Here is a 25,303-nt window from a genome sequence, read left to right as displayed (position 1 = left end):
TGTCGGCGGACAGAGCCGCGTAGAAGCCCGCGAGCCAGCCCCGCACATCGGGCTCGATCTCCGCCTCCACGCGGCCGGCCTCCTGGAAGTAGGAGACGTAGAACTCCTGCTCGGGGCCGCCGATCTGGCCGAAGATGTCGGTGGGGCGGGGGCCGCCGGGCGGCGCGTAGGGGACGCTCAGCAGGCCGACGGCGCGGAAGACCTCGGGGTGGAGCAGGGCGGAGGCGGCGGCGATGTTGGAGCCCCAGTCGTGACCGACGACCACCGCGTTCTCCTCGCCGAGGGCGCGCACGACGGCGACGTTGTCCTCCACCAGGTCGAGCATCCGGTAGGCGTCGGTCGCCTCCGGCTTGGAGGAGCGGCCGTAACCACGCACGTCGATCGCCACCGCCCGGTGGCCGGCCGCGGCGAGGGCCGGGAGCTGACGGCGCCAGGAGTACCAGGACTCGGGAAAGCCGTGCACGAGCAGGACCAGCGGGCCGGTGCCCTGCTCGACCAGGTGCAGGCGCCCGGCCGGGGCCTCGACGGTGCGGTGGCGGAGCTCGGCGGTCGGTTCGGGCTGCATGGGCTTCTCCTCGGTTCGCGGCGGACGCGGCAGCCCATCGATCATGCGGCGCGGCGCCCGCCCGACGCGAACAGCCTTGCCAGTCTGGCAAACTCGCAGGACAGGACGGTGGAGCGGCACGGCAGGGAGGAACGGGAAAGGTGGCAGTCAACGACGTGGACGGCACACTGGCCGCGATGGGGCCCCGGTTGCGGGCCGCGCGCGAGCGGCACGGCGCGACGCTCGCCGGTGTCAGCTGCGTGACCGGCATCTCGACCAGCACGCTGTCCCGGATCGAGACCGGCCGGCGCAAACCCACCCTGGAGGTGCTGCTGCAGCTGTCGAAGGAGTACGGCGTCTCCCTGGACGACCTGGCCGGCACGGCACCCGCCCCCTCGGCCGAGCCGCGCGCCACGGCGCCGCTGAGCTTCGGCGACCACAAGGTGGTGCTGCCGTTGACCCGGTACGTCGGCGGCCTGCACGCCCACAAGCACGTCCTGCCCGCCATCGAGGACCCGCCCGCCCGGCCCCGTCAGGCCTCCCACGACGGCTACGAGTGGCTGTGCGTCCTGTACGGGCGGCTATGGCTCGCGCTCGGCGACCAAGACCTCATCCTGACCCCCGGGGACGTCGCCGAGTTCGACACCCGCACCCCGCACGGGGTGGCGAACACCAGCCCCGGCAGTCCGGTCGAGTACCTGATCATGTTCGGACCGCAGGGCGAGCGCCTACGGCCCCGCACCCCTCCAGCCGCTGGCCGCCATAGCCCCCAGCCCAAGCACCACCCCCACACCCGCCCAGAAAAACACCCATAAACCCTGGAACCCGCCCCGACGAGACAGCGACATCACGACCTGCACGTAGGTTCGCGGCCAAGGGCTGCCCCGATTCCTGGAACTCTCGCGCCACAGGGTTCGGGCCTGTCAGGTCCCCGCGACGACATGGAAGCCGCCGTCCAGACGGGGCTGTGCGGGGGGCGATCCGCACACTTCCAGTAGCGGTCCGGCGCCGCTTTCGCCGCCTCCGCCGTCCACATCGTCCTCCTTGGCCGGGCCCGCGGCGTCGTCCCCGGCATGAAGAGAGCCGGGCTCCTTTGATCGGTGCGGCCCGCCGTGGCGACGGGCGGCCATGACCGCGTCCGGCACCGTCCGACGAGCCGGCGGCGACCTTCGACGGACAGCGGCGCATGCTTGTGCGTCAATGCGTCAACGGCCGGACTTGCTTCGCGAAGGGGAACCGCAGGGCGGTGCCTGGTGGCTATGCGTCCCATGCGGTGGTTGGTCACTGCTGGGTCAGCGAGTCCAGGAGTTCACGGCCATGCTGCCACGAGCCCAGGCCGCTGGCGGAGTTGATGTGTCCGCACGCGCCCGCCAGGTGCCATCGCGCCTCCCACCGCGCCGCGAACCCGGCGGCTGCCCCGGGGGTGCAGTACGGGTCATTGGTGCTGCCCACCACCAGGGCCGGGCATGGCAACGGTTGTGCCGACACCTCGATGAAGGTCGCGGCCGCCTGGCGTGGGAACGCCGGCCCTTGCGGGTCGGGCGGCGCGACCAGGAATGCGCCGCCTGTCGGGCTCGAGGGGTTCTTGTTCAGCCAGGCGGACGCAGCCCAGCAGCCCAGGCTGTGGGCCACCAACACAACATGGCTGTCCTGCTGGGAAGCCTCGTCGTGTGCCTCCTGGACAGCCTCGACCCAGTCATCCAGATCGGGCATGGATCACGAGGCAGGGGAGATCCTCACCGCTGAGGCTCCCCACTGCCGCTCCCACAAGGTCTGCCAGTGCTGCCCGTCCGAGCCGTCGATACCCGGGATGACGACGTAAGCGACCACTGCCCACCACCGTTTCACTCGTCGCTCCCTAGGATCACGGGAGCGCCTGGCGCAGATTCTGTTGGATGCATCAGAGCAGCGGCGGTGGCACAAGTGATCTCAAAGAAAATGGTGCGGACAACAATGGAATCACTCGACCGGATAGACCGAGACATCCTCGCCCTGCTCCAGACCGACGGCCGGCTGACCGGCGCGGAGGTAGGGCGCCGCGTCGGACTCTCGCAGCCCGCGGCCAGCGCGCGCATCCAACGGCTGGAGAAGAACGGCGTCATCACCGGCTACCGAGCCGTGGTCGACCCGGCAACCCTCGGTCTGAACATTCACGCCGTCATCCGGCTGCGCACCACGCACGCCCAGCTCTCACGCGCCCTGGACTTCGCCTCCCGAACCCCCGAGATCGCCTCCACTCTCAGAGTCACCGGGGAAGACTGCCTCATCTTCGACGTCTACTGCCCGCAGGCAGGACGACTCGAAGAAGTTGTCGACGCACTTGCCCGTTACGGCCCTGTCACCACATCCCTCGTGCTCCGCACCTACCCCCAGAAGCCGCTGACCGACGCCACGCCAACAGCGTCATGACGCACAACAGTTGGAGAACACACTCGGTTCGAGCCTGCAGGCGAGGACAACGGCCCACACGGCGTTCCCCGAGCGCCGCCCCGGCACGCAACGCCACCGCAGCCCGGCAATACCACGCCCGTCAGGGGCACCTCATGGTGCCGCGCAAGCACGTCGAGAACGTCAACGGAGAGGCAGCCGGACTGGGCCAGTTCGCGAACAACCCCCCCTGCGCGCCGCGGCACTGAGCCCGCAACGACGCGCCAACCTCGACGCCCTCGACATGAGGTGGCAGGACCGCATGCAGCGGGTGTCAGCGGCTACAACCATGTACTGCAGGAACGCCGTCTGCACCCGGAGCAGACGGGCTTCAGGGTGGGTTTCCTCGCAGCAGTCCGGGATCTTCAGGTGGCGGCCTGCCGCCAAGTCCCGGCAGGCATGGTCGTCCTCGTCCAGGCCGCAGGCCAGGGCGAGCTTCGCACCCGACAACTGCAGTGAGCGCCGCGGTCGAATGCGGCATCAGCCGGTTGAAGAGGCACCGGGTTGCGGCGACTCGGTATGGCACATACGCGGTCCGCTACGAGACGGCCGTGCTGGTGGCGACCATCAACGCATGGCCGGAACCACACGCCCGTACCGGCCATTCGTCAACCCATTGACCGACCCCGCTCACGAGTCACACAACCGGCGTCTTGCCTGACTGGCGTCCGACACCAATTCCATCCCCGTCGGGACGGCCTTTCTGCGCCTGTTCACCGATCACGGACAGGAGCACCTGGCCGAACTGACCCTCGCTGTCCAGCCCGCAGAGCGGCAAGGACGTCGGTTCCCGGCTCCTCGACGCTGCCGTGGCCACCGCCCGGATCAACGCCCGACGCCGCGTCATCGCGCAGGCCGAGGCCGGGTCGCCCGGCGACCGCTTTCTGGCGGCGCACGGTTTCCGTAAGGTCCTCACCCTGAGGTATGCGCGTTTGCCACTGGCCGACGTGGACGCCGCCACCCTCACCGAGATCATTGAGCGTCCTCCTCCCGGCTACCGGCTGGCGTCGTGGCAGGGAACCGTCCCCGACGGCCTCGCCCAGACGTTCGCCGCCTCACGCCGTGCCATGGACGACATGCCCATGGACGACACCGACTACGGCATCGTGACCTGGGACGTGGACCGGGTCCGGGGCGCGGCGAAAGCCGTGGACCAGCGCGGAGACCACCTGCACACAGTCGTCGCCATCGATGCCTCCGACGGCTCGATCGCCGGGTTCACCGAACTCGTCATCCCCGATAACGACACAGGTGATGGCCAGCACTACGGCACCGGCGTGCTGCCCGAACACCGGGGACACGGCCTCGGCCGATGGATGAAGGCCGCGTCGATCCGCCAGGCCCTCAGGCGCTATCCCGAACTCGGTGGCCTCCTGACCGACACCGCCCACAGCAACACGCACATGAGACACATCAACGACAGTCTCGGCTACGCACCCACGCACTCGACACACCAGCACCAACTCGACCTCTAGCGACGAACCGACGGGCCGGACCCGGTCCTCCACCTCGCCCGGCCCGTCGGCGCTCTCGATACACGACCAAGGGCTCGTGATCGCCCGCCCGCTGCCTGGCATGATCGAAGCGTGACCATTGAACCTGGGCGGCCGGCCCGCATGAAGTACGTCCTGTTCGACGTCGACGGCACGCTGATCGACGCGGTGAGCAATCAGCGTCGGGTCTGGGGAACCTGGGCGGAGCGGTACGGGCTGGAAGCGGAAAAGGTCTACCAGGTAGCTCTGCGGACACGGCCGATGGAGACCTTCGCCCAGGTCGCCGCGGACCGCGATCCACGCCAGTGCCTGGCCACGCTGCACGAGCTGGAGGACGAGGACGTCCGCTCCGGCGTCTATGCGGCTTTCGATGGCGCGACGGAGCTGCTGCAGGGCCTGCCACTGGGGTCCTGGGCGCTGGTGACCTCGAACTACGAGCACCGAGTGCGCGGCCGTTTCCTGCGAACCGGTTTGCCGTTGCCGGGCGTGATCGTGGATGCGGCCGCTGTCGAGGAGGGCAAGCCTTCTCCCGTCCCCTATCTGCGAGCCGCTGAGCAGCTCGGAGCCGAGCCGGGAGACTGCCTGGTCATCGAGGACGCCCCGTCCGGAGTGCGGTCCGGCCTGCGCGCCGGGATGACGGTGTGGGGGGTGAACACCACCGTCGCGGTGGACGGCGTACATCGCCACTTTGTCAGTCTACGCGAGGCGGTTCCGCACATCCTGGCCTTCGCGTCCGGGCCTGGCGGGGACATCGCAGCCTGAACCCGTCCGCCGACCCTGGGCATGGCTGGGATGATCTTCGTGTGGCTGGTGTGGTCACGGCGTCCAAGTCGTCTTCGACAGCCCACTTCACCCGGGTGAGCCCGCGTGCTTCAGCAAACTGATCACCGGGTTGTGACGCGAAGGCGTGGACGAGGCACGTCGGGGAGGCCGTGGAGCCTGCCTCTGGAGGGGCCGAGTGCTGCTGGTTGCCACCTACTGGCGCACCAACTTGATAGATCGACCCAGGGGGCAGGTGTTCCAGCCGCGGTCGTCGCGTATCAGCGAACCCGCCCGTTTCAGGTGGGCCAGCTGATAGGCGACCGAGGATGTGCTGCGCATTCCGACGGCGTGAGAGAGTTGCCGTACCGGCTTTTATGCCCTGATACGCGCCGACATGGTCACATGCCACCAGCGGCCTGATGATCCAGCGACTCTCACAACCGCAGCTTGACGAACATAGGGGCATCAAACACAAGAAACACGGGATGAACATGCAGGTCATCGCGGATCCCTTCGGTCGGCTGCTGTGGGCATCATCAGCCCTGCTGGGCGCCGTCCACGACAACCGCGCAGCCCGCGAGCACGGCATCGTCGATGTCCTTGCCGAGGCCGGCATCAACTGCTGGGCGGACAAGGCGTATCGAGGAGCCGACGGCACGGTCCGCACTCCTTGCTGGGGACGCTGGGAGTTCCCGAAGGTCAGAAGGCCGTCAACCGGTCCCATGCGAAGATCTGCGCTCGTGTCGAGCAAGCCGTCGCCACCCTCAAAACCTGGCGGCTCCTGCGCAAACTGCGATGCTCAACCACCCGCATCACCAGCCTTGTTCAGGCCGTCCTCACCCTGCACCTGACCTGCGCAGAAACACCGGACCGGCATTACCTCTGCGGTAATCGACCCTCCGTGCCGAACCGGGCAAGGTTGGAGTCACCGGGGCCCGGGCGGCGCACTCCGCCCGGTCCACGGCTCCCCTGACCAGCGTTTTCGACCTCGACGGAGGCTGATCGGCATGTCTGCCACCACCATGCTCGGCACTCTCTCCCGCACCGACCGCCCGCAGACCATGCTGCGCCGCTTCCTTGCCCTCGACGCCATCGTCACCGGTGCCAACGGTCTGGTCTACGCGATCGACTCCAAGCCGGTCGGCGAGCTGCTCGGCGTCGGATCCGGTCTGCTGTTCGAGCTCGGCATCTTCCTGGTGGTGTACGGTGCGGCGGTCGGCTACCTCGCCACGCGGAAGCAGCCGCCGGCCCTTGCCGTGAAGGCGGTCATCGACGCCAACGCGCTGTGGGCCGTGCTCAGCATCGTCGCGCTGCTCGTCTGGTTCTCTCCGACGACCGCGGGTGCCGTCTGGATCCCCGTGCAGGCCGTGACCGTCGCCGGTTTCGGTGTGCTCCAGTTCCTCTCGCTGCGTGCCACTACGGCCTGAGGGACTGCAGATATTCGACTGTCGCCGAGTCGGCCGGGAGAAACGTCTCGATGGCCAGCTCGGCGACTGTCACGTCCATCGGAGTGTTGAAGGTCGGGATGGACGAGATGAAGGACAGAGTCCGGCCGTTGTGCTCGAGCTGCAGCGGCAGGGCGAAGTACGGAACGGACTCCTCCGGGTGGCTGCTGTGGTCCCCGGTAGTCCGAGGTGGCCTCGATCACCACCAGCGACACGTTCGCGGCGAGCAGATGCTCCCGCAGCTCCAAGACTGCGTTCGTTGTGGGCCCCCGTCGTGGTCTGGTTCGTGAACGACCCCCGCCGTTTCGCACTCGGGGTCCGAACACATACATTGGCGCCCTTCTTGCTGGTGTCGAGGCCGGCACAGCGTTCGTGCAACACGTCCACAGCCCTTGCTCCTGCCAGACGGACCCGTTGTCTGCCGGTCCGGGAGGGCCAGGGTGAATCAGAAATTCTGACGCACGTGCTCACAGCAACACTCCACGGTTCCCGTGGAAGGCCCTCAGTACCACGCTGACCTGCGAGTTCACCGGCATCACAGAGCAATCGGTCTCGGCCGGAACGAACTCCTCTAGCGTCCCGGACCGGTATCAGCCCGCGTCAGGGCAGATAGAAGCACCCGCGGCGCGCGCAACTTCATTTACACACCCCCGGCGCGCACCGAAGGTGCGCTGGGTCGCTGACCTGCCCAAACTGAGGATGGAAAACGCTCACTGCCATCGGATGCGGTCATTCCGGGGGCGCGATCCGGACACCGGTGCGTGCCGCGCGTTGCTCACCCCAGGCATACAGCGCCTCCAGTACGGGCACCAAACTGAGCCCCTCCTCGGTCAGCCGGTACTCGACGCTCGGTGGGCTTGCGCCGTCGGACCATCGCTCGATCAGCCCCTTGGCCTCGAGCCCGCGCAGCCGCTGGACCAGTACCTTTTCGCTGACCTCGGGTATCCGCCGGCGGAGAGCGCCGTATCGGTGCGCGCCCTCCTTCAGGTGTGCCAGGACGACCGTGGCCCACTTCCCGCCGAGCACCTCCAAGGTCAACTCGACGGGGCAGTGGAAGAGTTGGTCGTTCTCGGGCGTGGGTGTTGGCGTCGGCATCGCTGTCCTGTTCCGGGTGCTTACCGCCGGGTCAGTCCTTGCCAGAGGCCCGGGGGTGCTGTTCAGTCCTGGCATGATTGTGGAGTACATCCGATACCGGATCACCGAACGGCAACGGGCGGAATTCGAGGAGGCGTACCGACGGGCCGCCGTGCTGCTCGGCCAGGCCGAGCAGTGCGTGGACTACGAACTGGCCCGATGCACCGAGGATTCGGGCTCCTACATCCTGCGTATCCACTGGACCTCGGCCGAGGACCACCTCGAAGGCTTCCGCAGGGATGAGCACTTCGCGGCTTTCTTCGCCGAGATCAAGGCGTATGTGGAGTCGATCGAGGAGATGCGCCACTACGAGGTCACCGATGTCGTGGGCCGGGGCGGGGCGGTTCCGACCCTGTACGAGTGGGCCGGCGGGGCGAGGGCCTTCGAGCGGCTCTTCGACCGGTTCTACGAGCGGGTCGCCGAGGACGACCTCCTGGCCCCGGTCTTCGCCGGGATGGACCCGCACCACGCCGAGCACGTCGCGGCCTGGCTCGGCGAAGTCTTCGGCGGTCCGGCACGGTACAGCAGCGAGCGCGGTGGCCACCGTCACATGGCGTCCCGTCACGTGGGGCGCGGACTCACCGAAGAGCAACGCCGTCGGTGGGTTGCTCTGCTGATGGACACCGTCCAAGAGGTCGGCCTGCCGGACGACCCTGAATTCCGCGCCGTCTTCGCGTACTACCTGGAGTGGGGCACACGAATGGCACTGATCTACTCAGGCCCCAACCCTCCCCCGCTGCCCGAATCCCCAATGCCCCGCTGGGACTGGGGTATCACGCCGCCATACCGGGGCTGAGCATGGAGGACAGCCATCCCCCTGACCGCAACATGCGTGCGCCTGCGCCCGGCAGCGGCAGCGGTTGGCCGGCGCGGAGCCGCTGCAGGAGGCATGGAGGCGGCACTACCCGACCCTTCCCACGGCTGCTGTTCGTCCTGGACAGCACCGGCGCCACCGGCATCGGGACCCGTACAAGCCCTGCACGCGGCCACCGCGGGCCAGGGGCCGGCCGGCTTCCTGCGTCACGTCTGCCGTGCCGGTGGCGCCGCTGGTCGACGTGCTCAAGGCTGGCCCCTGCTGAGCCCGTGTGGCGCCCGGTCAGGGATCCGGCGGCTACGTCAACTGAGCCACTCCCCGGGCTTGGAAACGCTGGACGCGGCCCCTGCTGACCCTCGCGTCGCCGCTGCGGACCACCGGCGCCACAGGTCCGGCCATAGCTGGTCACAGCGGTTGGCAGCCAGTTGAGCCCTGCCAGTGCCGGTCAGTGGCCGGTCAGTGGCCGAGACCGCAGGTGAGGTGGTCCGGGCGCCGGTTCACCGCTGCTGCTGCAGGGCGTTGCGGGGCCTGGTGGCCCACCTCTGTCCGGGCGCCGGCGTGCGGCCGGACCGGACCAGGAAGTGCCACCACAGCCGGCCGGACAGCGCAGCGGCACCGAGGACCTGATCCGAAGCAACGCCCGCTACCTGTCGTCGCCTTTCGCTGCGATGGCACGGTCCAGAACGTCGTGTTCGGCCCAGCTTCCGTGGAAGCCGAACGGCACCCGGCTGGGAAGCTTGACCCGGACCAGCGGGGTGCGGCTCACGTCGGCCAGCGCCGCTACTCGTGACGGAGCGTCACCGGCGCACGGTGGCACACGCCAGCTTCATGGAAATCTTGCCAGGGCCGTAAACGCGGACAGTCACGTACGAGTGAAAAGGGCCCCCCGCCGAGGAGGGTGTCGAACGGCTGGCCGCGCAAGAACGCGGTGAACGAGGTCGCCCCGGTGATCGACGCGATGCTGAGAGCGGAGATCCTCATCAAGGGTGCGATGGTGCACGAGCGGCTGGTGAGGACTACGGCTCCACCATCAACTACCAGCGTGGGAAACTTTATCTGCAGGAAGTCCGCCCTCGGATCGCGGAGGAACTGGGCATCGCACCGATGGAGCTGGCGGGCATGCACCGCCGCTTCGAGGTCGTGGGCTCAGGCCCAGGTCGGCTGGGGCGACGAAGGCGAGGTCCTCGTTCGCCTGGGCATGCCGAAGGTCAGCCGCCCGGCCGGTCGTGGTGCCCGAGACGATCGTCGTCGACCCACATTCGAGGCCATCCGCCTCGACCACCTCGCCGAAAATCACCACCGCCCCACCCGAGGCCGCTAACCGCACCCACCGACCTGGCAAACCACCTGACCGGCACAAACAGCCTGGCCTCCTCGCTCGAACCGCTCACCCGGCTTCTCAAACGGTTACTCCTCATCGGTGCGGCGCGCTCCCCTGGCGCGGTTCCCTGCGCTGGCACGCTAGGGCGTGAACTGGGCCGTCACGCAAAAGGATTGGTGTGCGGTCAGTCACCGCCGCCGAGAGCGCGCCATCCTCGTGCGGTCGCTCGCCGCCATCCGGTCAGCGCCTCCCGCCGGGAGCCACGCCAGTGCCCAGCAGGGCCGACAGCTGCGGGGAGTACGTGGCGTGCAGGACGAGCGCCGCGCTGCCCACGACCGCCGCGTCCGTGCCGAGCCAGGACGCCTCCACGTCGACGACCCGCACGTGGCGGGAGAGCGGGCGGCTCGCCAGCGCTGCGGCGACGACCTCGACGTACCGTTGCTCCACGTGCTGGATGCCGTGTCCACCCAGGACGATCAGGTCCACGTCGATGAAGTTCACGATGTCGACCGCGACCGAGGCCACGTGCTCGGCGGTCTCGTCGATGACCGCCGCCGCAACGGGGTCACCGGCTGCCGCGGCCCGCCCGATGGCATCGTGATCGACGCTTTCGGGGTCCTGGGCGAAGGCCCGCGCCAACTCGCTTTCCGGGCGGGGCTCTTCGACGAGCCTGCGGTGCACCTGGGCGACGATGGCGGTCGGGTTGACGAGGCGTTCGAGGCAGCCGCGATTGCCGCAGTAGCACTCCGGGCCGTCGGGCAGCACGGAGGAGTGCCCGAACTCGCCCGCGTTGAGTGAACCGCCCCTGTACACCTGGTGGCTGAGAATGAGGCCGCCGCCGACGCCGGTACCGAAGAAGAAGTAGGCGAAGTCCGCCACTCCCCTGCCCGCGCCGGACCAGCGCTCGCCGACCGCGGCGGCGGTGGCGTCGTTGTCGAGGGTCACCGGCAGGCCGGTCGCCTCGCTGAGCATGTGCTGGACGGGCACCCGCGTCCAGCGGGCGAGCTGGGGCGCGCCGACGATCGCGCCCTGCTCGAGGTCGATCGGTCCGGGGGTGGCCAGGCCCAGCCCGAGGACCTTGCCGCGGTCGACACCTGACTCGGCCAGGACGTCGGCGACAAGCTCCGCCATGGCCTTGACGACCTCGGCCGGGTCGTCGCCAGGATGCGTGGGGCGCTTCTTGACGACCAGCGGGCGGCCGAGCAGGTCGACCACGGTGCAGCTGAGCTGGACGGGGTCGAAGTGCAGGCCGACCGCGCTGCCCGCGTCGGCGTTGATGCGCAGTGTGGTGCGGGGCTTGCCGCCGCTGGAGACCCTGCTCGCGCCGTCCTCGCGGACGATGGCCTCGTCGAGCAGTCGGCGCACGATGCCTGACACCGTCTGCGGGGTGAGTCCGGTGTGCTGGGCGATCTCGACGCGGCTGATGCCGTCGGCGAGCTGGATCTGGTCCAGGACGACGGCCCTGTTGTATCGCCCGACCTTGGGAAGGTTCGTTCCTGCCTGTCGCACGCGCGGTCCTCTCTCGCTGCCCCTCGTCAATCTATCTCTCGCGGCCCATTGACTTAGTAAAACAAATGGATTTAGTGTCCGATGCGCAGACGAGATCTCGGACACGACGGCACAGGGCAGTGCCATCGGAGGCAAGTTGATGTCCATGCAATGCCGCAGGCCCCAAGGCTCGGGGACGCCTCCGCGCGTTCGCGGAGGACAGGAGCGACGCTCATGACCGACACCGCCCCGAACCTGCTGGAGATGCGGTCGATCACCAAGTCCTTCCCCGGAGTCACCGCGCTGGCCGGTGTCAGCCTCGTCGTGCGGGAAGGTGAGATCCACGCGATCTGCGGCGAGAACGGCGCTGGCAAGTCCACGCTGATGAAGGTGCTCAGCGGGGTCCACCCGCACGGCAGTTACACCGGCGACATCGTCTACCAGGGCAAGAAGGCCCGGTTCGACGGCATCCGGGCCAGCGAACAGGCCGGCATCGTCATCATCCACCAGGAACTGGCCCTGGTGCCCGGGATGTCGATCACCGAGAACCTCTTCCTCGGCAACGAGCCGCGCCGCCGCGGCTCGATCGACTGGAAGAGCGCCCAGCGCCGGGCCCTGGAACTGATGGAGCAGGTCGGGCTCCGCGAGGACCCCGACACCCTGATCAAGGACATCGGCGTCGGCAAGCAGCAACTCGTCGAGATCGCCAAGGCGTTCGCGAAGGACGTCAAGCTGCTGATTCTCGACGAGCCCACCGCGGCCCTCAACGAGGCCGACTCCCAGCACCTGCTGGACCTGCTGCGCGGCTTCCGTGAGCGGGGCATCACCTCGATCATGATCTCGCACAAGCTGAACGAGATCGAGGCGGTCGCCGACACCATCACGATCCTGCGCGACGGCCGCAGCATCGAGAGCCTCGACGTCAAGGCCGACGGCGTCAACGAGGACCGCATCGTGCGGGGCATGGTCGGCCGCGAGCTCGACAGCCGCTTCCCCGACCGGACCCCCGACATCGGCGAGGTCTTCTTCGAGGTCCGCGACTGGACGGTGCGGCACCCGGCCTCGGACGAGCGCATGGTGTGCAAGGGCTCCACCTTCAACGTCCGCCGCGGGGAGATCGTCGGCTTCGCCGGTCTCATGGGCGCGGGCCGCACCGAGCTCGCCATGAGCCTCTTCGGCCGCTCCTACGGGACCTGGCTGTCCGGGCGGGTCTTCAAGGACGGCAAGGAGATCCGGCTGAAGACCGTGGCGGACGCCATCGGACACGGACTGGCCTACGTCAGCGAGGACCGCAAGTCGATCGGCCTCAACCTCCTGGACGACGTCAAGACCTCGATGGTGGCCGCCAAGCTGTCGAAGATCGCCCGCCGCCGCGTCATCGACCCGGTGCGCGAGCACCGCATCGCCGAGGACTACCGAGCCGGCCTGCGGATCAAGACGCCCAGTGTCGACGAGGGCGTCGTCAAGCTCTCCGGCGGCAACCAGCAGAAGGTCGTCCTCGCCAAGTGGATGTTCACCGACCCCGACCTGCTGATCCTCGACGAGCCGACGCGAGGGATCGACGTGGGCGCCAAGTTCGAGATCTACGGGATCATCCAGCGGCTCGTCGCCCAGGGCAAGGGCGTCGTCGTCATCTCCTCCGAGTTGCCCGAGCTGATCGGCCTGTGCGACCGCATCTACACGGTGTTCGAAGGCGCCATCACCGGTGAGGTGGCGCGCGCGGACGCGGATCCGGAAGTCCTGATGAAGCAGATGACCGCTACCAAGAAGAGCCCCACTCCATGAGCCGCATAACTGACCTGCAGAAGAACCTCTTCGGGGGCACGACCTCCAACGCCCGACAGTTCGGCATGATCTCCACCCTGGTGGCCATCGTCGTGCTGTTCCAGATCTGGACCGACGGGCTGACGCTGACCTCCGGCAACCTCATCGCCGTCGTCAGCCAGTACTCCTACATCCTGATCCTGGCCGTCGGCATGCTGATGGTGATCGTCGCCGGGCACATCGACCTGTCGGTCGGCTCCGTCGCGGCCTTCACCGGCATCGTCGTCGCCAAGGCCATGCAGGAGCACTCGTTGCCCTGGCCCCTGGGCATCCTGCTCGGCCTGCTCGTCGGCGCGGCCATCGGCGCCTGGCAGGGCTTCTGGGTCGCCTACATCGGGGTGCCGGCGTTCATCGTGACCCTCGCCGGAATGATGCTGTTCCGCGGCGCCAACCAGTACATCGGCAACGCCGACACCGTTCCGGTGCCCGAAGGCTTCCGCAAGATCGGCGCCGGCTTCCTGCCCGAGGTCGGACCGGACACCGGCTACAACAACCTGACCCTTCTCCTCGGCCTCGCCGCCTGCGCGGGCGTCGTCTGGCGCGAGTGGAAGGCGCGTCAGACCCGACGCGAGATGAAGGCGGACCTCGCTCCGCTGTGGGTCATCGGCGTCCGTCTGGCCGTCATGGTCGCCGTCATCGTCTTCGCCACACTGCGCTTCGCCGGCGGGCGGGTCGGCACCAGCCTGCCGATCTCCGGCATCATCCTGATCGTCCTGGTCCTGGCGTACTCGCACTACACCCGCAACACCATCGGCGGTCGGCACATCTACGCCGTCGGCGGCAACGCACGCGCCGCCGAACTGTCCGGCGTGAAGCTCAAGCGGGTCAACTTCGCCGTCATGATGAACATGTCGATCCTGGCCGCCCTCGCCGGCATGATCTTCGTGGCCCGTTCCGCGGCCTCCGGCCCGCAGGACGGTCTGAGTTGGGAACTGGACGCCATCGCGGCCGTTTTCATCGGCGGGGCTGCCGTGTCCGGCGGCCTGGGCACCGTCAGCGGCTCGATCGTCGGCGGCCTGGTCATGGCCCTGCTCAACAACGGCCTCCAACTGCAGGGCGTCGGCTCGGACATGGTCCAGATCATCAAGGGCCTGGTACTTCTGCTCGCCGTCGCCTTCGACGTCTACAACAAAAAGCAGGGCCGTTTCTCCATCATCGGAACCCTGACCCGCCCCTTCCGGCGCGACGACCCGGCAGACACGGCCGCACCACCCGCAGCGGCCTCCGACGTGGACAAGACCAAGGTCGCGGGATGACCGCACGGTCCGCTCACCACCACCCGCTGACGGCCGGACACCTGGTCTCCTGACCACCGGGTGTCCGGCTCCCCCACCTGCACCACCCGCCACCGGCACACCATCCGGCGGCCGGACCGCGCCATCCAGCCACGCTCGACGGCATACCGCACTACCGCAACCAGCACCCACGAAAGGTTCCACTTCGCCATGCGCAAACTCCTCCTCAGAAGCATCACCGCCGTCGGCGCCGCCGCACTCCTCACCCTGAGCACGGCCTGCTCCAACGAACGCGAAGGCTCCTCCAGCAGCGACAGCGCCGGCTCCAAGGGCTTCTCCAAGGACTCCCTGATCGGCGTCGCCCTGCCCGCCAAGACCTCCGAGAACTGGGTGCTCGCGGGCGACCTGTTCACCAACGGGCTGAAGAACGCGGGCTTCAAGGCCGACGTCCAGTACGCGGGCGCCTCGACCACCGTCGCCGACCAGCAGGCGCAGATCTCCTCCATGGTCACCAAGGGGGCGAAGGTCATCGTCATCGGCGCGACCGACGCCTCACAGTTGACCACGCAGGTCAAGCAGGCCAAGGACGAGGGCGCCACGGTCATCGCCTACGACCGGCTCATCACCAACACCCCGGACATCGACTACTACATCGCCTTCGACAACTTCAAGGTCGGACAGCTCCAGGGCCAGGCCCTCATCGACGGCATGAAGGCCAAGAAGCCCAAGGGCCCGTGGACGATCGAGCTGTTCTCCGGCTCGCCGGACGACAACAACTCCAAGGTGTTCTTCGACGGCGCGATGCAGGTCCTCAAGCCTTTGATCGACAAGGGTGACATCGTTGTCGGGTCGGGGCAGAAGGACATCAAGCAGACGGCGACGCAGGGCTGGAAGGCCGAGAACGCCCAGCAGCGCATGGACTCCCTGCTGACCTCGGCGTACAGCGGCAAGAAGACGCTCGACGGCGTCCTGTCCCCCAACGACACCCTGGCCCGCGCGATCCTCACCTCCGTTAAGGGCGCCGGCAAGCCGGTCCCGATCGTCACCGGTCAGGACTCCGAGGTCGAGTCGGTCAAGTCCATCATGGCCGGCGTGCAGTACTCGACGATCAACAAGGACACCCGCAAGCTCGTCGCGGAGACCGTCAACATGATCAAGTCGCTGCAGAAGGGTGACAAGCCAACCGTCAACGACACCAAGTCGTACAACAACGGCGTCAAGGTCGTCCCCGCCTACCTCCTGCCGCCCGTCATCGTGACGAAGAAGAACGCGGCCGAGGCCTACGCCAACGACCCCAAGCTGGCCCCGCTCACCAAGTAGCAACAGCAGCCGTCTTCGCCCGCCCCGTCAGGCTCCCGGGGCGGGTGAAGGCCTGCTCACTCGGCGCGTCGGTCAGATAGTGCGCGGCTCCACGTCGTGCCGTACGTCGATGTCACCATCGCCGTCGAACGGCAGACCGGTCCACTCGCGCCACTGGGTCAGTGAGCCACTCACCGTCATCGACACCGAGGCGATCCTGTGGATGTTGTCACCAGCCTTGGCATGCACGCGTCACCAGAGGCCGGTCGGAAAACCGTCGCTCTTTTAGCAGCCCGGGGCGAGACAGTGCCACGATCTGATCACGAGGCATAGCTGGGGACAGGGCTGGAAGCGGCGTGCAGACGGGACTCACTCGGCGGTGGTCTTCGGCCGCTGCCGAGGCCTCAGGCGTCCACTTCGTCGAGGTGCTCGCGCAGGACGCGGGAGATCTCGTGTACATCGCCGGTTGCCGGAATCCGTCCGTATTCGGTGACGCCCAGTTCCAGAGCTCTCTCGCTGGTGAAGTGCACGAGGTCAGGTGCGGGCGCGTAGTGGTCCCTGAGCCAGCGTGCCAGGACGGCTGCCTCGTCGGCGGTGGCGTTCAGGGCCATGACGGCGCCGACCTTTGGGTAGGGCGTATTGACGAGTCCCTCCATGCGGGCGCCTCCCCCGAGGGGCATGTCAAATCCGAGGCCTTCCTGGGGGTGGGGTGCCTGGGCTCCCAGCAGCCAGGTTTCCGTGCCGGGAAAGCCTTGCATCAGGCGGTCGGCGAAGTCGTTCAGCTCGATGTCCCAGGCGGCGGCGTCGTCCACGGGAGGTGCGAAGCTGAACGTCGTGCGTCGGGCGTCGGTTTCCGTCATGTCTGCCTTCGCTAGGGAACGTAGCGGGCGGTGCCGTTGACGCCGCTCATGGCCATCATGCTTTCCCAGTAGGGCACCGCCTGCTTGTCGTTCGTGATGATCTCAAAACCGCGGATCTCGTCGTTGCGGGGGTCGTCGAGGGCTGCCCTGTACCGGTTCATCTCGGTGGCGTCCGTGAAGTGCATGCCGTCGCGGTGCGGATCGAACTTGATCTTCCCGGTGTCCGGATCGATCTCCGGTGGCGTACCGAGGGTCTGGTTGACCTTGCTGATGCTGCGGAAAGACTTGCACTCGTCCGGTTTACGTATGTATTTGGCGTCGATGGCGTAGCCGTCGTCCTTGCGCATCCCGTCCATCATGAGGCCTCTGTTGCTCTTCCCGACGCCGGGAGGAAGGGGTACCTCGCGCTCGGGGTAGCCGGCGACACGGAGCTGGTAGGCGTTGTCCGGGCTCGTGGCTCCGCCGCCGCCGGCGAAGCCGCCGACGGGCAGGGTGTGCACCCAGCTCTCGAATCGCTGCTGTTCGGGCAGGCTCAGGATGCGAGTGGATCCGGGCTCCGGCGGGAGCGGGTCCCGGTCGAGCGTCGGGTCGTATCGACTCGCCATCGGCAGCAGGTTGGGAGCCTGGCCGTGGTAGGAGGCGATCAGCACTGGAACAGGAACGCGGCCGGGGATGGGAAGCAGTGGTATTCCCGGCAGCAGGGGGCTGTCCGGCTTGCTGCCCGGGGGCAGCTTCACCCGCTTCTGGGACGAGTCCAGGGCATGGGCGATGTCGCCCAGTGCGCGGATGTACGGATCGGAGAGGACGGCGTCCTTCAGACCGCCGTCGTAGCCGTTGCCGCCGAACATCGGGGAGTCCCAGGGCATGTCGTTCGCGAACGGGTCGACGCGGTGACGGACGATCTTCTCCTTCGCGTCCTCGACGTGGTCGGCGTACCGGTCGCAGGCCTTTGCCAATTGCGTGCATGCACCGACTAGTACTCCAGCTGTAGATCGTGATCATCATGTCTGGGATGTGGCTTGTCGCCGGTAATGGCTGGTGCGGGACCGGGCTTGATGGCGGCGTCGCCAGTCGGACCAGCCGAGCCGATGGGATGCGTCGTGGACCGGCCGGACGACGAGCGTGATGAACAGGCGCTGGATCTCGTTGCAGGACAGCGGGACCAGGTCGGCCGGTCCGGGACGGCGGGTGTGTTCGTCGGCACGGACGACGGTGAGGAAGGCGTGGGCGAGCATGGCGAGGGTGACCCAGCGAATCCAGGAGGGGTAGCGGGCGGACCTGGTGCTCATCCAGCCCGGCCAGCCCTTTCTCGGTCTGCCACACGCCATCTGGATCCGGCGACCCGCACCAACTCGGTCAGCGGCACCGGCCGGGGTGAGAAGCAAAGGTAGTAGGCGAGTTCGCCTGTGGCGCGGTTGCGGCGGATCAGCAGTTGGTGGCCCGGGCCAGGGTCGGCCAGGTCGATGACCGCCCAGTCGTAGAAGCGGCGCCCCTTCGCGCCCCGTCCAGCCGAGAGCTTCTGCCAGGCCCGCTTCGGCAGCTTCGCTGCCAGAGCATCCGCGCGGAACTTCCCTGCGCCGGTGACCATTTCGGCCGAGCAGGCCACCGCGAGGACGTAGCCGATGCCGCGCTCCTCCAAAGCCGCCCGCAGTTTCGGGTTGCCGCCGTAGACCTCGTCACCCGTGACCCAGCCGACGTGGTGCCCGGCGTCCAGGAACCGTTCGATCATCGTGCGGGCCAGTTCCGGCTTGGTCGCGAAGACGGTGTCCTCGCCGAGTCCTGCGGCCCGGCAGCGGCGCGGGTCGCAGGTCCAGGAGCGCGGGATGTACAGCTCCCGGTCCACCGCCGCGTGTCCACGCACGCCTGCATAGACGAGGTAGACCGCGACCTGGGAGTTCTCGATCCTGCCGGCAGTGCCGGTGTACTGGCGCTGAACGGCGACGGTGTGAGTGCCCTTCTTCACGTCGCCGGTCGTCGACGACCAGCACCGCAGCGTCGTCGCGGAGGTGCTCGACGACGTATTCGCGCACGTCATCGCGGACGGCATCGGCGTCCCAGACGGCCCGGGACAGCAGATGCTGCATGCCGTGCGGGCTGGTCTCTCCAGCCCACTCCGCGATGGTCCAGTAATTCTTGCGCGGCAGGTCCGACAGCAGACCCAGTACCAACCGCCCGGCCCGCAGGCGGGGTTCGTACCGGGCGAACCGCCCCGAGATCCGTCCCATGGCCACCTCGAACGCCTCCCGCCAACGGGCGGGATCTATGCTGTGACCTGCGGCCACCGTCTCGTCGTTTGTCCACACAACTCACGATGATCAACGGTGGCCGTACCCGTCCCCGCGCCGGCTCTCACCAGCAAGATCACTATCTGCAGCTGGATTATTAGGTTGAGCGGATGTTCGAACGCAATACGAGGAGGATGCGGGTGCTGCCTGCTTACACGGTCGAGGTTGGAACCGAACCGCTGGTCCGTCCGGCGCGGAATTCGGTGGGAGGCTGGCCCTTCCTCGACCAGGCCCAGGACTGGCCCGAGTGCTTCTGTGGTGAGCGGATGGCTCTGTTCTTCCAGTTCGACATCCCCTGGGACCTGGAGCCTTTCGGCGGAAACCACCTCCTTGTCTTTCACTGCCGTGCGCACAACGACGCGTCCGACCCCCAGCTTGCTGATGGCCGGCTCGTACCGAAGTACTGGGACGCTCCGCAGCCGCCGTACCCGGCTCCGTTCTGGCGTGTACTGATTCAGAGCCGCGGGGCGCTGCCAGCCCCGGAAGCCGAACCGTCCTTGTGCGCGCTGCCGCTGGCTCTGCGGCCTTTCGTGGATACCCCCGTCGGGGCTCAGACTTTCAAGGTGGGCGGTACCCCGTCCTGGGCGCAGGATCCCGAGTACTACAGGTGCGCATGCGGCGCGGACTTGGTGTATGTCTGCCAGGTTCCCGAGGGTATGGACTTCGCTGTCTACCCCGGCCAGCCAGAACAGCCCTATAGCGTCAGGGCCGACACCTACTGGCTTTTCCTCGGCAACGAGGTCTACCTGCTGGCGTGCCCGGCCCGCTGCGATCCGGCGGCCGTCTGGCCGGTCAACCAGCACTGACGCGTCAGCATCACCGCCCCTATCCCATGTCAGCGGTGCCCAGTAACCACCACCGCGAGCAGGAAGCCACCGCTCCGGAGATCATTTGCGGGACAGCACTGGGCTATGACCTGCGGTCACGGCAAGATCGCTAGTCTTCACACACCAATGATCAGCGGTGGCCGTACCCGTCTCTCAGCCGCCCCAACCAGTAAGATCACGATCTACGGCTGGAGTACCAGGAAGCCAACGTCGGTGAACAGCTGCCAGGGGTCCCGGCCGTCTTCAACAATGACCAGCGGAACGTCGATGTGGCGCGCGAGGTCGTTGGCGAATCGCCATAGGTCGGGGTCTTCGACCTGTGGGTTGGCGATCAGCAGAGTAATGCGTCTGGGGTCGACGCGCTGCGCGATGGTCAGGGCGACGAGTGCCGAGCCGACGCCGCCGCTGAACTGGACGACGTGCTGTTCCGGGGCCTGGTATTGGACGGGCGGCGGGGCGGGGAAGAGCGTGAGTTCCTGGTCAGTTTCGTCGCCGCAGGTCGATGCGGCGGGATACATGTGGGATCTGTCCGTTGGGGGGAACCGGATTGGGAGGGGCGCAAGACTGCCGTGGGCCTGGCAGGAACGACCATGGAAGGGGGCGCGGTCGGGGGCGTGGATACGGGCGGAGACGGTGTGTGGGCGGGACACGGCGGTCGTCACGGCAGGAACTCCCGTCGGTGTGTGGCTGGTTGACGGGGACGACCGCGAGACGGCGAGCGGCTGGCCACGCAAGGGCACGCCCCATCCCCGGGCACGCGGGCGCGGCGGCACGGCAGGACGCGGGTGGGGCGCGGCGAGACGGGGGCCCGGCTTCGTGCGGGGAGTCAGCCGCGCGGAGGCCGGGGCTGCCGGAAGTGGTCGCCGCTGAGGGCCCGCTCCCGGCTGGACACGGTGAACTGCCGGGTGGCCAGGTCGAAGACCACCCACGGGGTGTCCCCGTGCGCGCCGGCGTTGGCGCACGGCTGGTGCTGCCAGTCGTTGCGTGCCCCGTACAGGTCGTGAAAGTGGGGGAACTGTCCAGCGTCGACGAGGGCGTTCAGCGCGTCCGCCAGGTTCTGCCACGGGACGTCACTGCTGGCGGTGGTGGCAGGGGAGCCGTCGGTGTCGTTCTCTTCGGTGGGCCACTCTTCCCACGGCCACAGGCCGCCGATCCGGTAGTGGCCGTCGGCGTCGGGTTGGATGAGGTGGCGGCCGACGTGGCTGGTGGTGAGGTCGGAAGCGGTCTTTTCGGCCGTCGCCCGGGTGCGCTGATGGTGTCCCACGGGCCCCAGCCGAAGTCGGCGGGCGGCGCCCGCCACTTCGCCGCGCTGTCGGTGATGTAGCGGATGGCGTCGGCCACCCGGCGGCGGGAGCACTTCTCCGGGCCGAGCAGGGTGTCAAAGCGCCAGCAGGGCCTGTTCGACGACTTCGGTCAGAGCCGGGTGGATGTATAGCACGTCTCGCCCCACCTGGTCGGCGGTCAGCCCCATGGTCATGGCCTGGATAAGTGGCTGGATGAGCGTCGCTGCCTGGGGGCCGATGATGTGGGCACCGAGGATCGCGCGCTCGGCCGGGTCGCCCAGGATTTTGACGAAGCTTGTGGTGTCCTCCAGGGCCCATCCGTACGCGGTATCGGCGTAGGCACGCACACCCACGCGGTAGTCGATCCCGTGTCGGCGTGCGTGCTGTTCGGTCAGGCCGACACTGGCGATCTGCGGGCTGGTGAACACCGCATGCGGCGCCACCTTGTTGGTGAGCGTTCGTACGTCCTCGGGATGCAGAATGTTGTGCCGTACCAGTCGCGTCTCCGCGTTCGCCATGTGTTTGAGCTGGAAGTGGTTCGCCGCGTCCTCGAGCGCCCATACACCCGGCACGGACGTGCGGTAGGCGTTGTCGGTGGCGATGTGGCCGTGCTCGTCGAGTTCGAGTCCTCCTGTGAGGGCCTGCAGCCGGTCGGTGTTGGGCCGGCGTCCAGTGCAGACCAGCAGCAAGTCGGCCTCGAGGATCTGCTCGCCGTGCCGGCCCCTCACAGTGACGGCCACGCTGCCCCCGCGGGGTTGGACGCTGGTGGCCCGGGCACCGAGCAACACCCGGTGCCGTCGCGAGGCGAGTTCGGTGAAGCGTGCCGAGACCTGCTTGTCCTCCGTCATCAGCAAACGCGGCCCGCGCTGCACGATGGTGACATCCGTGCCGAAGGCGCCGAAGACGTGGCCGAACTCGGCGGCGATGAAGCCGCCTCCGAGCACGATCATGGACGTGGGCAGCTCATCGATCCGCATGATGGTGTCCGAAGTGTGGTAAGGCACGCTGTCCAAGCCGGGGATATGCGGCACCGCCGGCCGCGACCCGACGGCGACAACGAACGTGTCGGCGGTGATCCGCTCGTCACCGACCTGGACCACTTTGGGGGCGATGAAGTACGCCTCCTCGGTATACACGTCGATGCTGTTCTTCCTGCGGTAGTCCACCGCACTGCCATGCAGCGGATCGATGCGGCTGAACACTCGGTCGCGGACGGTCTTCCAGTCGACGGGCGCGATGCTCGCGTGCACGCCGAGGCGTTTCGCCGCCCTGGCGTCCTCGGCCGCGTCCGCCGCGAGGACGAACATCTTGCTCGGGATGCACCCGCGGTTGAGGCACGTGCCGCCGAAAAGGTCCGGTTCGACGATGGCAGTCCGAAAATGGCCCAATTCCTCGGTGAGCAGCATGTTGCCGCTGCCTGCTCCGAGGACGATGAGGTCGTAGTGCCGCATGCCCGTCCACCTTTCACCGGCCAGGCACACACCCGGTGCTCGGTCGTGAGAGTTCAGTCATGACAGTGCAGTCCCACCGATCACCAGTCTCTCTGACCAGTCCTCCATCCACCAACAGCACGAAGGCCGGGCCCGGCGCGCAGCCTGCGGTGGGTAGGGAGAACCAGCCAGCCAGGCTGGGGCGGCCGCAGTCACGCGGCAGACGCGCCCTCCCCGTGGGTGACGCAGGTTGCCCCTGCACCATCCCGCTCAGGTCGAGCATGCGCCCGGAAAGAACCAGAAGGGTCGCAAGCACGGTGACCAGGCTGCTCGAGCTGGTCGCCCATTACGAGAGTGGAGTCCTGGGGCACGAGCATCCCGTTGAGGTCGAAGTCGTCCCACTACCCAGCGTTACGCTCCAGGTCTTGCCGGGCGGACGCGGCCCGCCGGTCGCAGGAACGCGCCGCGCACGTTGACGGCGATCATCCGGTCCAACACCCCGAGTTCGTTGCCAGCGCGCCCTCGGCCGCGAGCGCCAGGGCCGTCGCTCGCCCGATACCGGATCCGCCCCCCGAGATCGGGGCCGTCTTGCCGGCGAACTGCTGTGACATGTTCATCCTTTACGTCTTCGTTGCCAGGTGTGGTGCTCAGTAGCGTGAGCTGCTGGCCTGGAGGAGCGGGGACGACATCGACGGGCGTCCGTCCACCGTGGTTCCGGCGAACTGGATCATCGGGGCCAACGTCCTGTTGTTGTCGGCCGGGAAGTTCAGCGTGGGGGTGGAGACATCATCCAGCACACCGCGCTGGACTTCGGTGAGAGTCACGTCCAGGGCGCGCAAGTTGGCCTCGAACTGGTCCATGCGGCGCGCGCCGATCAAGGTGGAGGTGATCCCTGGGCGGCCCTGCACCCAGGCCAGGGCGACTGCGGCGGGGCTGACGCCCACCTCGCCCGCGACGGCGTTGAGTGCGTCGATCACGGCATAGTCGGCCTCGCTCGGGGCGCCGACCAGCTGGGTGCGCGTGGTGTCAACCGGGCCGTTGGTGGCGCTGGAGTACTTGCCCGACAAAAACCCGCTCTTCAGCGGCCCCCATGGCATTACTCCCATGCCCATGGCCTGAGCCATGGGGATCAGCTCCCCTTCCGAGGTTCGCTCGAGAAGGGAGTACTCCAACTGCAGTGCGATGATCGGAGCCCATCCGCGGAAGCGCGCGATGGTGGCTGCCTCGGCCGTCGCCCACGCCGGCACGTCGGAGAACCCGACGTAGCGGACCTTGCCGTCGCTGACCAGGTCATCCAGCGCGCGGAGGGTCTCCTCGAGGGGTGTGGACGGGTCGAAATTGTGCAACCAGTAGATGTCGACGTAGTCGGTGCGCAGACGCCGCAGCGAGTTCTCCAGCTGTTGCACGATCGCCTTGCGGCTGGGTCCGCCGCCGTTGGGGTCGTCCTCGTACAGGTTGCCGAAGAACTTCGTGCCAATCACGACCCGATCACGCCGCATGGGCTGGCCGGCGAAGTAGTCTCCGATGATTTTCTCGGAGTGACCGTTTGTGTAAATGTTGGCCGTGTCGATCGAGTTGCCACCCCGATCCAGGTAGGCCGCGAGGATGTCTTTGGACTCCTCCGGGCTGCTCCCCCAACCGTGATCCTCACCGAAGGTCATCGTGCCGAGTGTGAAAGGGCTGACTCGCAGTCCCGAGCGGCCGAGCGTGACGTAGGAATCGAGTGGCATGACAGAGGGCTCCTGGTCGGAAGGTGCTCAGGGACGGCGGCCGTCCCTCGGTGTGCCTCCATTCGACCTCTCTGCGTGGTGATCTCCTAGACCGATGCGCGCGGATCGTTGCACGATCCGCTCAAGCTTGCCCAGATCATGATTGCCTCGCGCCCAAGCTCGTGGTCCACTGGGGAGGTGGATCACCTGGATGAACTGCGTACCCGGATCGCGCGACTGGCCGCAGGCAGCCCACGTCCGCTGTGGATCGAGGGAATGTCGGTGTTTTCGACACAGTATGTGACCGAACCGCTGGGCACCGTCACCGAACCCGTGATCGCTCTCATAGCCCAGGGAGCGAAGCGCACCGTCCTCAATGACCACATCTTCGAGTACCACTCGGGCCAGTACCTCGTCGCGACTGTCGACCTTCCCCTGGTCTCACAGATCACCCAGGCCGCGCCCGGCGAGGAGTTTCTGGCTTTCGGGCTTCCATTGCAGCCAGCGATCATCGCGCAACTGCTGCTGGAAGCCCCTCCCACGGTGGTCCGCCCTCATGATGGACCGGGCATCGCCACCAGCGACGCCGACGACAAGCTGCTCGACGCGGTCGTCCGGCTGCTGCGCTTGCTGGACGAGCCACGTGACCTCCCGGTACTGGCACCCAGCGTGCGACGTGAGATCCATTGGCGGCTGCTGAACGGGCCCCAGGCGGCCCTGGTCAGACAGATTGGCCTTGCTGACAGCCGCATAACCCTCGTCGCCCGCGCAATTGAGTGGATCAAGACCCATTATGACCAGGTGATTCGCATCGGCGACCTCGCCGACGAAGTCGGCATGAGTGTCTCCTCACTCAACCGGCACTTCCGTGCGGTGACCGCTATGAGTCCGCTGCAATACCAGAAACAACTCCGCCTGCAGAAGGCTCGCATGCAACTCATCGCAGCGCCGTACGACGTGGCCGCGATCGGACACGCCGTTGGGTACGACAGCCCGTCGCAGTTCAGCCGCGAATACCGGCGTATGTTCGGAGCCCCGCCGGGTCAAGACGCAGCACGCCTCCAGACCGCAGCGATCGTCCAGGAGTAGACGCCCGGCTGTGCTGCCTCCCCCCTCCTCAACG

At 67.6% G+C, this 25,303-nt stretch carries 20 protein-coding genes and 6 pseudogenes; 13 read left to right on the top strand and 13 right to left on the bottom strand.

What is annotated here, in order from left to right:
• Positions 1 to 565, bottom strand: a 565-nt coding sequence (locus IE318_RS32630) for an alpha/beta fold hydrolase (protein WP_189906129.1), incomplete at its 3' end; no start/stop codon positions are given.
• A 140-nt stretch (positions 566 to 705) separates the two neighbouring features.
• Here IE318_RS32630 and IE318_RS32625 point away from each other — a divergent pair.
• Positions 706 to 1,359 (top strand): helix-turn-helix domain-containing protein, encoded by a 654-nt coding sequence (locus tag IE318_RS32625; protein WP_189906127.1) that lies wholly within the window; start codon positions 706 to 708, stop codon positions 1,357 to 1,359.
• 466 nt (positions 1,360 to 1,825) lie between these two features.
• Here IE318_RS32625 and IE318_RS32620 read toward each other — a convergent pair.
• Positions 1,826 to 2,374: pseudogene (locus IE318_RS32620) on the bottom strand (RBBP9/YdeN family alpha/beta hydrolase).
• A gap of 123 nt (positions 2,375 to 2,497) precedes the next feature.
• On the opposite strand from IE318_RS32620, the gene IE318_RS32615 reads away from it, so the two are divergent.
• From IE318_RS32615 to IE318_RS32595, 6 genes and pseudogenes are all read left to right on the top strand, one after another.
• Positions 2,498 to 2,953: an Lrp/AsnC family transcriptional regulator gene (locus IE318_RS32615; RefSeq protein WP_189906125.1), complete on the top strand. Its 456-nt coding sequence runs from the start codon at positions 2,498 to 2,500 to the stop codon at positions 2,951 to 2,953.
• Between the two features lie 592 nt (positions 2,954 to 3,545).
• Positions 3,546 to 4,446 (top strand): annotated as a pseudogene (locus IE318_RS32610) (GNAT family N-acetyltransferase).
• A 141-nt stretch (positions 4,447 to 4,587) separates the two neighbouring features.
• On the top strand, positions 4,588 to 5,226 hold the full coding sequence (locus IE318_RS32605; RefSeq protein ID WP_189906123.1) for an HAD family hydrolase: 639 nt from the start codon (positions 4,588 to 4,590) through the stop codon (positions 5,224 to 5,226).
• Between the two features lie 41 nt (positions 5,227 to 5,267).
• A pseudogene (locus tag IE318_RS46685) lies at positions 5,268 to 5,485 on the top strand (IS5/IS1182 family transposase); the annotation flags it as partial.
• Positions 5,486 to 5,693: 208 nt separating this feature from the next.
• A pseudogene (locus tag IE318_RS32600) lies at positions 5,694 to 6,088 on the top strand (transposase family protein); the annotation flags it as partial.
• A 145-nt stretch (positions 6,089 to 6,233) separates the two neighbouring features.
• Positions 6,234 to 6,653 carry a hypothetical protein gene (locus IE318_RS32595; RefSeq protein ID WP_189906121.1) on the top strand — a complete coding sequence of 140 codons (420 nt, stop codon included), beginning with the start codon at positions 6,234 to 6,236 and terminating at the stop codon, positions 6,651 to 6,653.
• Here the strand turns inward: IE318_RS32595 and IE318_RS32590 are convergent.
• Together IE318_RS32590 and IE318_RS32585 are read right to left on the bottom strand one after the other, a co-directional pair.
• A pseudogene (locus IE318_RS32590) lies at positions 6,643 to 6,831 on the bottom strand (transcriptional regulator); the annotation flags it as partial. The gene IE318_RS32595 and the pseudogene IE318_RS32590 overlap by 11 nt on opposite strands.
• A 569-nt stretch (positions 6,832 to 7,400) precedes the next feature.
• Entirely contained in the window at positions 7,401 to 7,766 is a 366-nt protein-coding gene (locus tag IE318_RS32585; protein WP_030187041.1) for a winged helix-turn-helix transcriptional regulator, read from the bottom strand.
• Between the two features lie 73 nt (positions 7,767 to 7,839).
• On the opposite strand from IE318_RS32585, the gene IE318_RS32580 reads away from it, so the two are divergent.
• Positions 7,840 to 8,601, top strand: a complete 762-nt coding sequence (locus IE318_RS32580; protein ID WP_189906119.1) for a globin domain-containing protein — start codon at positions 7,840 to 7,842, stop codon at positions 8,599 to 8,601.
• 1,579 nt (positions 8,602 to 10,180) lie between these two features.
• On the opposite strand, the gene IE318_RS32575 is transcribed toward IE318_RS32580, so the two are convergent.
• On the bottom strand, positions 10,181 to 11,449 hold the full coding sequence (locus IE318_RS32575) for an ROK family transcriptional regulator (protein WP_189906117.1): 1,269 nt from the start codon (positions 11,447 to 11,449) through the stop codon (positions 10,181 to 10,183).
• 213 nt (positions 11,450 to 11,662) lie between these two features.
• On the opposite strand from IE318_RS32575, the gene mmsA reads away from it, so the two are divergent.
• The 3 genes from mmsA (at position 11,663) to IE318_RS32560 (ending at position 15,807) form a co-directional block, all read left to right on the top strand.
• Complete coding sequence (gene mmsA, locus IE318_RS32570; protein ID WP_189906116.1) at positions 11,663 to 13,213, top strand: multiple monosaccharide ABC transporter ATP-binding protein; 1,551 nt, start codon at positions 11,663 to 11,665, stop codon at positions 13,211 to 13,213.
• Positions 13,210 to 14,508, top strand: a complete 1,299-nt coding sequence (gene mmsB / locus IE318_RS32565; RefSeq protein ID WP_189906113.1) for a multiple monosaccharide ABC transporter permease — start codon at positions 13,210 to 13,212, stop codon at positions 14,506 to 14,508. Before mmsA ends, mmsB begins: the two co-directional genes overlap by 4 nt.
• A 189-nt stretch (positions 14,509 to 14,697) precedes the next feature.
• The gene (locus IE318_RS32560; RefSeq protein ID WP_189906111.1) at positions 14,698 to 15,807 is read left to right on the top strand and encodes a substrate-binding domain-containing protein; all 1,110 of its coding nucleotides are present in this window, start codon (positions 14,698 to 14,700) and stop codon (positions 15,805 to 15,807) included.
• A 72-nt stretch (positions 15,808 to 15,879) separates the two neighbouring features.
• On the opposite strand, the gene IE318_RS32555 is transcribed toward IE318_RS32560, so the two are convergent.
• From IE318_RS32555 to IE318_RS32540, 4 genes and pseudogenes are all read right to left on the bottom strand, one after another.
• On the bottom strand, positions 15,880 to 16,035 hold the full coding sequence (locus IE318_RS32555; RefSeq protein WP_189906109.1) for a hypothetical protein: 156 nt from the start codon (positions 16,033 to 16,035) through the stop codon (positions 15,880 to 15,882).
• 155 nt (positions 16,036 to 16,190) lie between these two features.
• Positions 16,191 to 16,646, bottom strand: coding sequence for a hypothetical protein (locus tag IE318_RS32550; protein WP_189906107.1), 456 nt, complete (start codon positions 16,644 to 16,646; stop codon positions 16,191 to 16,193).
• Positions 16,647 to 16,657: 11 nt separating this feature from the next.
• Entirely contained in the window at positions 16,658 to 17,602 is a 945-nt protein-coding gene (locus IE318_RS32545; protein WP_189906105.1) for a restriction endonuclease fold toxin-2 domain-containing protein, read from the bottom strand.
• A gap of 45 nt (positions 17,603 to 17,647) precedes the next feature.
• Positions 17,648 to 18,871 (bottom strand): annotated as a pseudogene (locus tag IE318_RS32540) (IS701 family transposase).
• A gap of 170 nt (positions 18,872 to 19,041) precedes the next feature.
• On the opposite strand from IE318_RS32540, the gene IE318_RS32535 reads away from it, so the two are divergent.
• Positions 19,042 to 19,737: a hypothetical protein gene (locus IE318_RS32535; protein WP_229903901.1), complete on the top strand. Its 696-nt coding sequence runs from the start codon at positions 19,042 to 19,044 to the stop codon at positions 19,735 to 19,737.
• Positions 19,738 to 19,940: 203 nt separating this feature from the next.
• Here the strand turns inward: IE318_RS32535 and IE318_RS32530 are convergent, their stop codons facing one another.
• The 4 genes from IE318_RS32530 to IE318_RS32515 all read right to left on the bottom strand — a co-directional run bounded on the left by IE318_RS32530 (position 19,941) and on the right by IE318_RS32515 (position 24,201).
• Positions 19,941 to 20,276, bottom strand: coding sequence for an adenine nucleotide alpha hydrolase family protein (locus tag IE318_RS32530; protein ID WP_189906103.1), 336 nt, complete (start codon positions 20,274 to 20,276; stop codon positions 19,941 to 19,943).
• Between the two features lie 308 nt (positions 20,277 to 20,584).
• Positions 20,585 to 21,022 carry a hypothetical protein gene (locus IE318_RS32525; RefSeq protein ID WP_189906101.1) on the bottom strand — a complete coding sequence of 146 codons (438 nt, stop codon included), beginning with the start codon at positions 21,020 to 21,022 and terminating at the stop codon, positions 20,585 to 20,587.
• Positions 21,023 to 21,136: 114 nt separating this feature from the next.
• Entirely contained in the window at positions 21,137 to 22,492 is a 1,356-nt protein-coding gene (locus IE318_RS32520) for a mycothione reductase (protein WP_189906099.1), read from the bottom strand.
• Positions 22,493 to 23,118: 626 nt separating this feature from the next.
• Positions 23,119 to 24,201: an aldo/keto reductase gene (locus tag IE318_RS32515; protein ID WP_189906097.1), complete on the bottom strand. Its 1,083-nt coding sequence runs from the start codon at positions 24,199 to 24,201 to the stop codon at positions 23,119 to 23,121.
• Positions 24,202 to 24,456: 255 nt separating this feature from the next.
• On the opposite strand from IE318_RS32515, the gene IE318_RS32510 reads away from it, so the two are divergent.
• Positions 24,457 to 25,269, top strand: coding sequence for an AraC family transcriptional regulator (locus IE318_RS32510; RefSeq protein WP_189906155.1), 813 nt, complete (start codon positions 24,457 to 24,459; stop codon positions 25,267 to 25,269).
• Positions 25,270 to 25,303: the final 34 nt, after the last annotated feature.

The sequence above is a fragment of the Streptomyces spiralis genome (genome assembly GCF_014654675.1).
Taxonomy (GTDB): Bacteria; Actinomycetota; Actinomycetes; order Streptomycetales; family Streptomycetaceae; genus Streptomyces; species Streptomyces spiralis.
The sequence above is the reverse complement of the archived record's forward strand: the minus strand, read 5'-3'. Positions and strand labels throughout refer to the sequence as shown.

Coding starts and splice junctions, on each gene's coding strand:
- IE318_RS32615 (WP_189906125.1), top strand. CDS start 2,498: ATGGAATCACTCGACCGGATAGACCGAGACATCCTCGCCCTGCTCCAG.
- IE318_RS32530 (WP_189906103.1), bottom strand. CDS start 20,276: ATGTATCCCGCCGCATCGACCTGCGGCGACGAAACTGACCAGGAACTC.
- IE318_RS32515 (WP_189906097.1), bottom strand. CDS start 24,201: ATGCCACTCGATTCCTACGTCACGCTCGGCCGCTCGGGACTGCGAGTC.
- IE318_RS32605 (WP_189906123.1), top strand. CDS start 4,588: ATGAAGTACGTCCTGTTCGACGTCGACGGCACGCTGATCGACGCGGTG.
- IE318_RS32535 (WP_229903901.1), top strand. CDS start 19,042: ATGTTCGAACGCAATACGAGGAGGATGCGGGTGCTGCCTGCTTACACG.
- IE318_RS32560 (WP_189906111.1), top strand. CDS start 14,698: ATGCGCAAACTCCTCCTCAGAAGCATCACCGCCGTCGGCGCCGCCGCA.
- IE318_RS32550 (WP_189906107.1), bottom strand. CDS start 16,646: ATGACGGAAACCGACGCCCGACGCACGACGTTCAGCTTCGCACCTCCC.
- IE318_RS32585 (WP_030187041.1), bottom strand. CDS start 7,766: ATGCCGACGCCAACACCCACGCCCGAGAACGACCAACTCTTCCACTGC.
- IE318_RS32520 (WP_189906099.1), bottom strand. CDS start 22,492: ATGCGGCACTACGACCTCATCGTCCTCGGAGCAGGCAGCGGCAACATG.
- mmsA (WP_189906116.1), top strand. CDS start 11,663: ATGACCGACACCGCCCCGAACCTGCTGGAGATGCGGTCGATCACCAAG.
- IE318_RS32595 (WP_189906121.1), top strand. CDS start 6,234: ATGTCTGCCACCACCATGCTCGGCACTCTCTCCCGCACCGACCGCCCG.
- IE318_RS32580 (WP_189906119.1), top strand. CDS start 7,840: ATGATTGTGGAGTACATCCGATACCGGATCACCGAACGGCAACGGGCG.
- mmsB (WP_189906113.1), top strand. CDS start 13,210: ATGAGCCGCATAACTGACCTGCAGAAGAACCTCTTCGGGGGCACGACC.
- IE318_RS32510 (WP_189906155.1), top strand. CDS start 24,457: ATGTCGGTGTTTTCGACACAGTATGTGACCGAACCGCTGGGCACCGTC.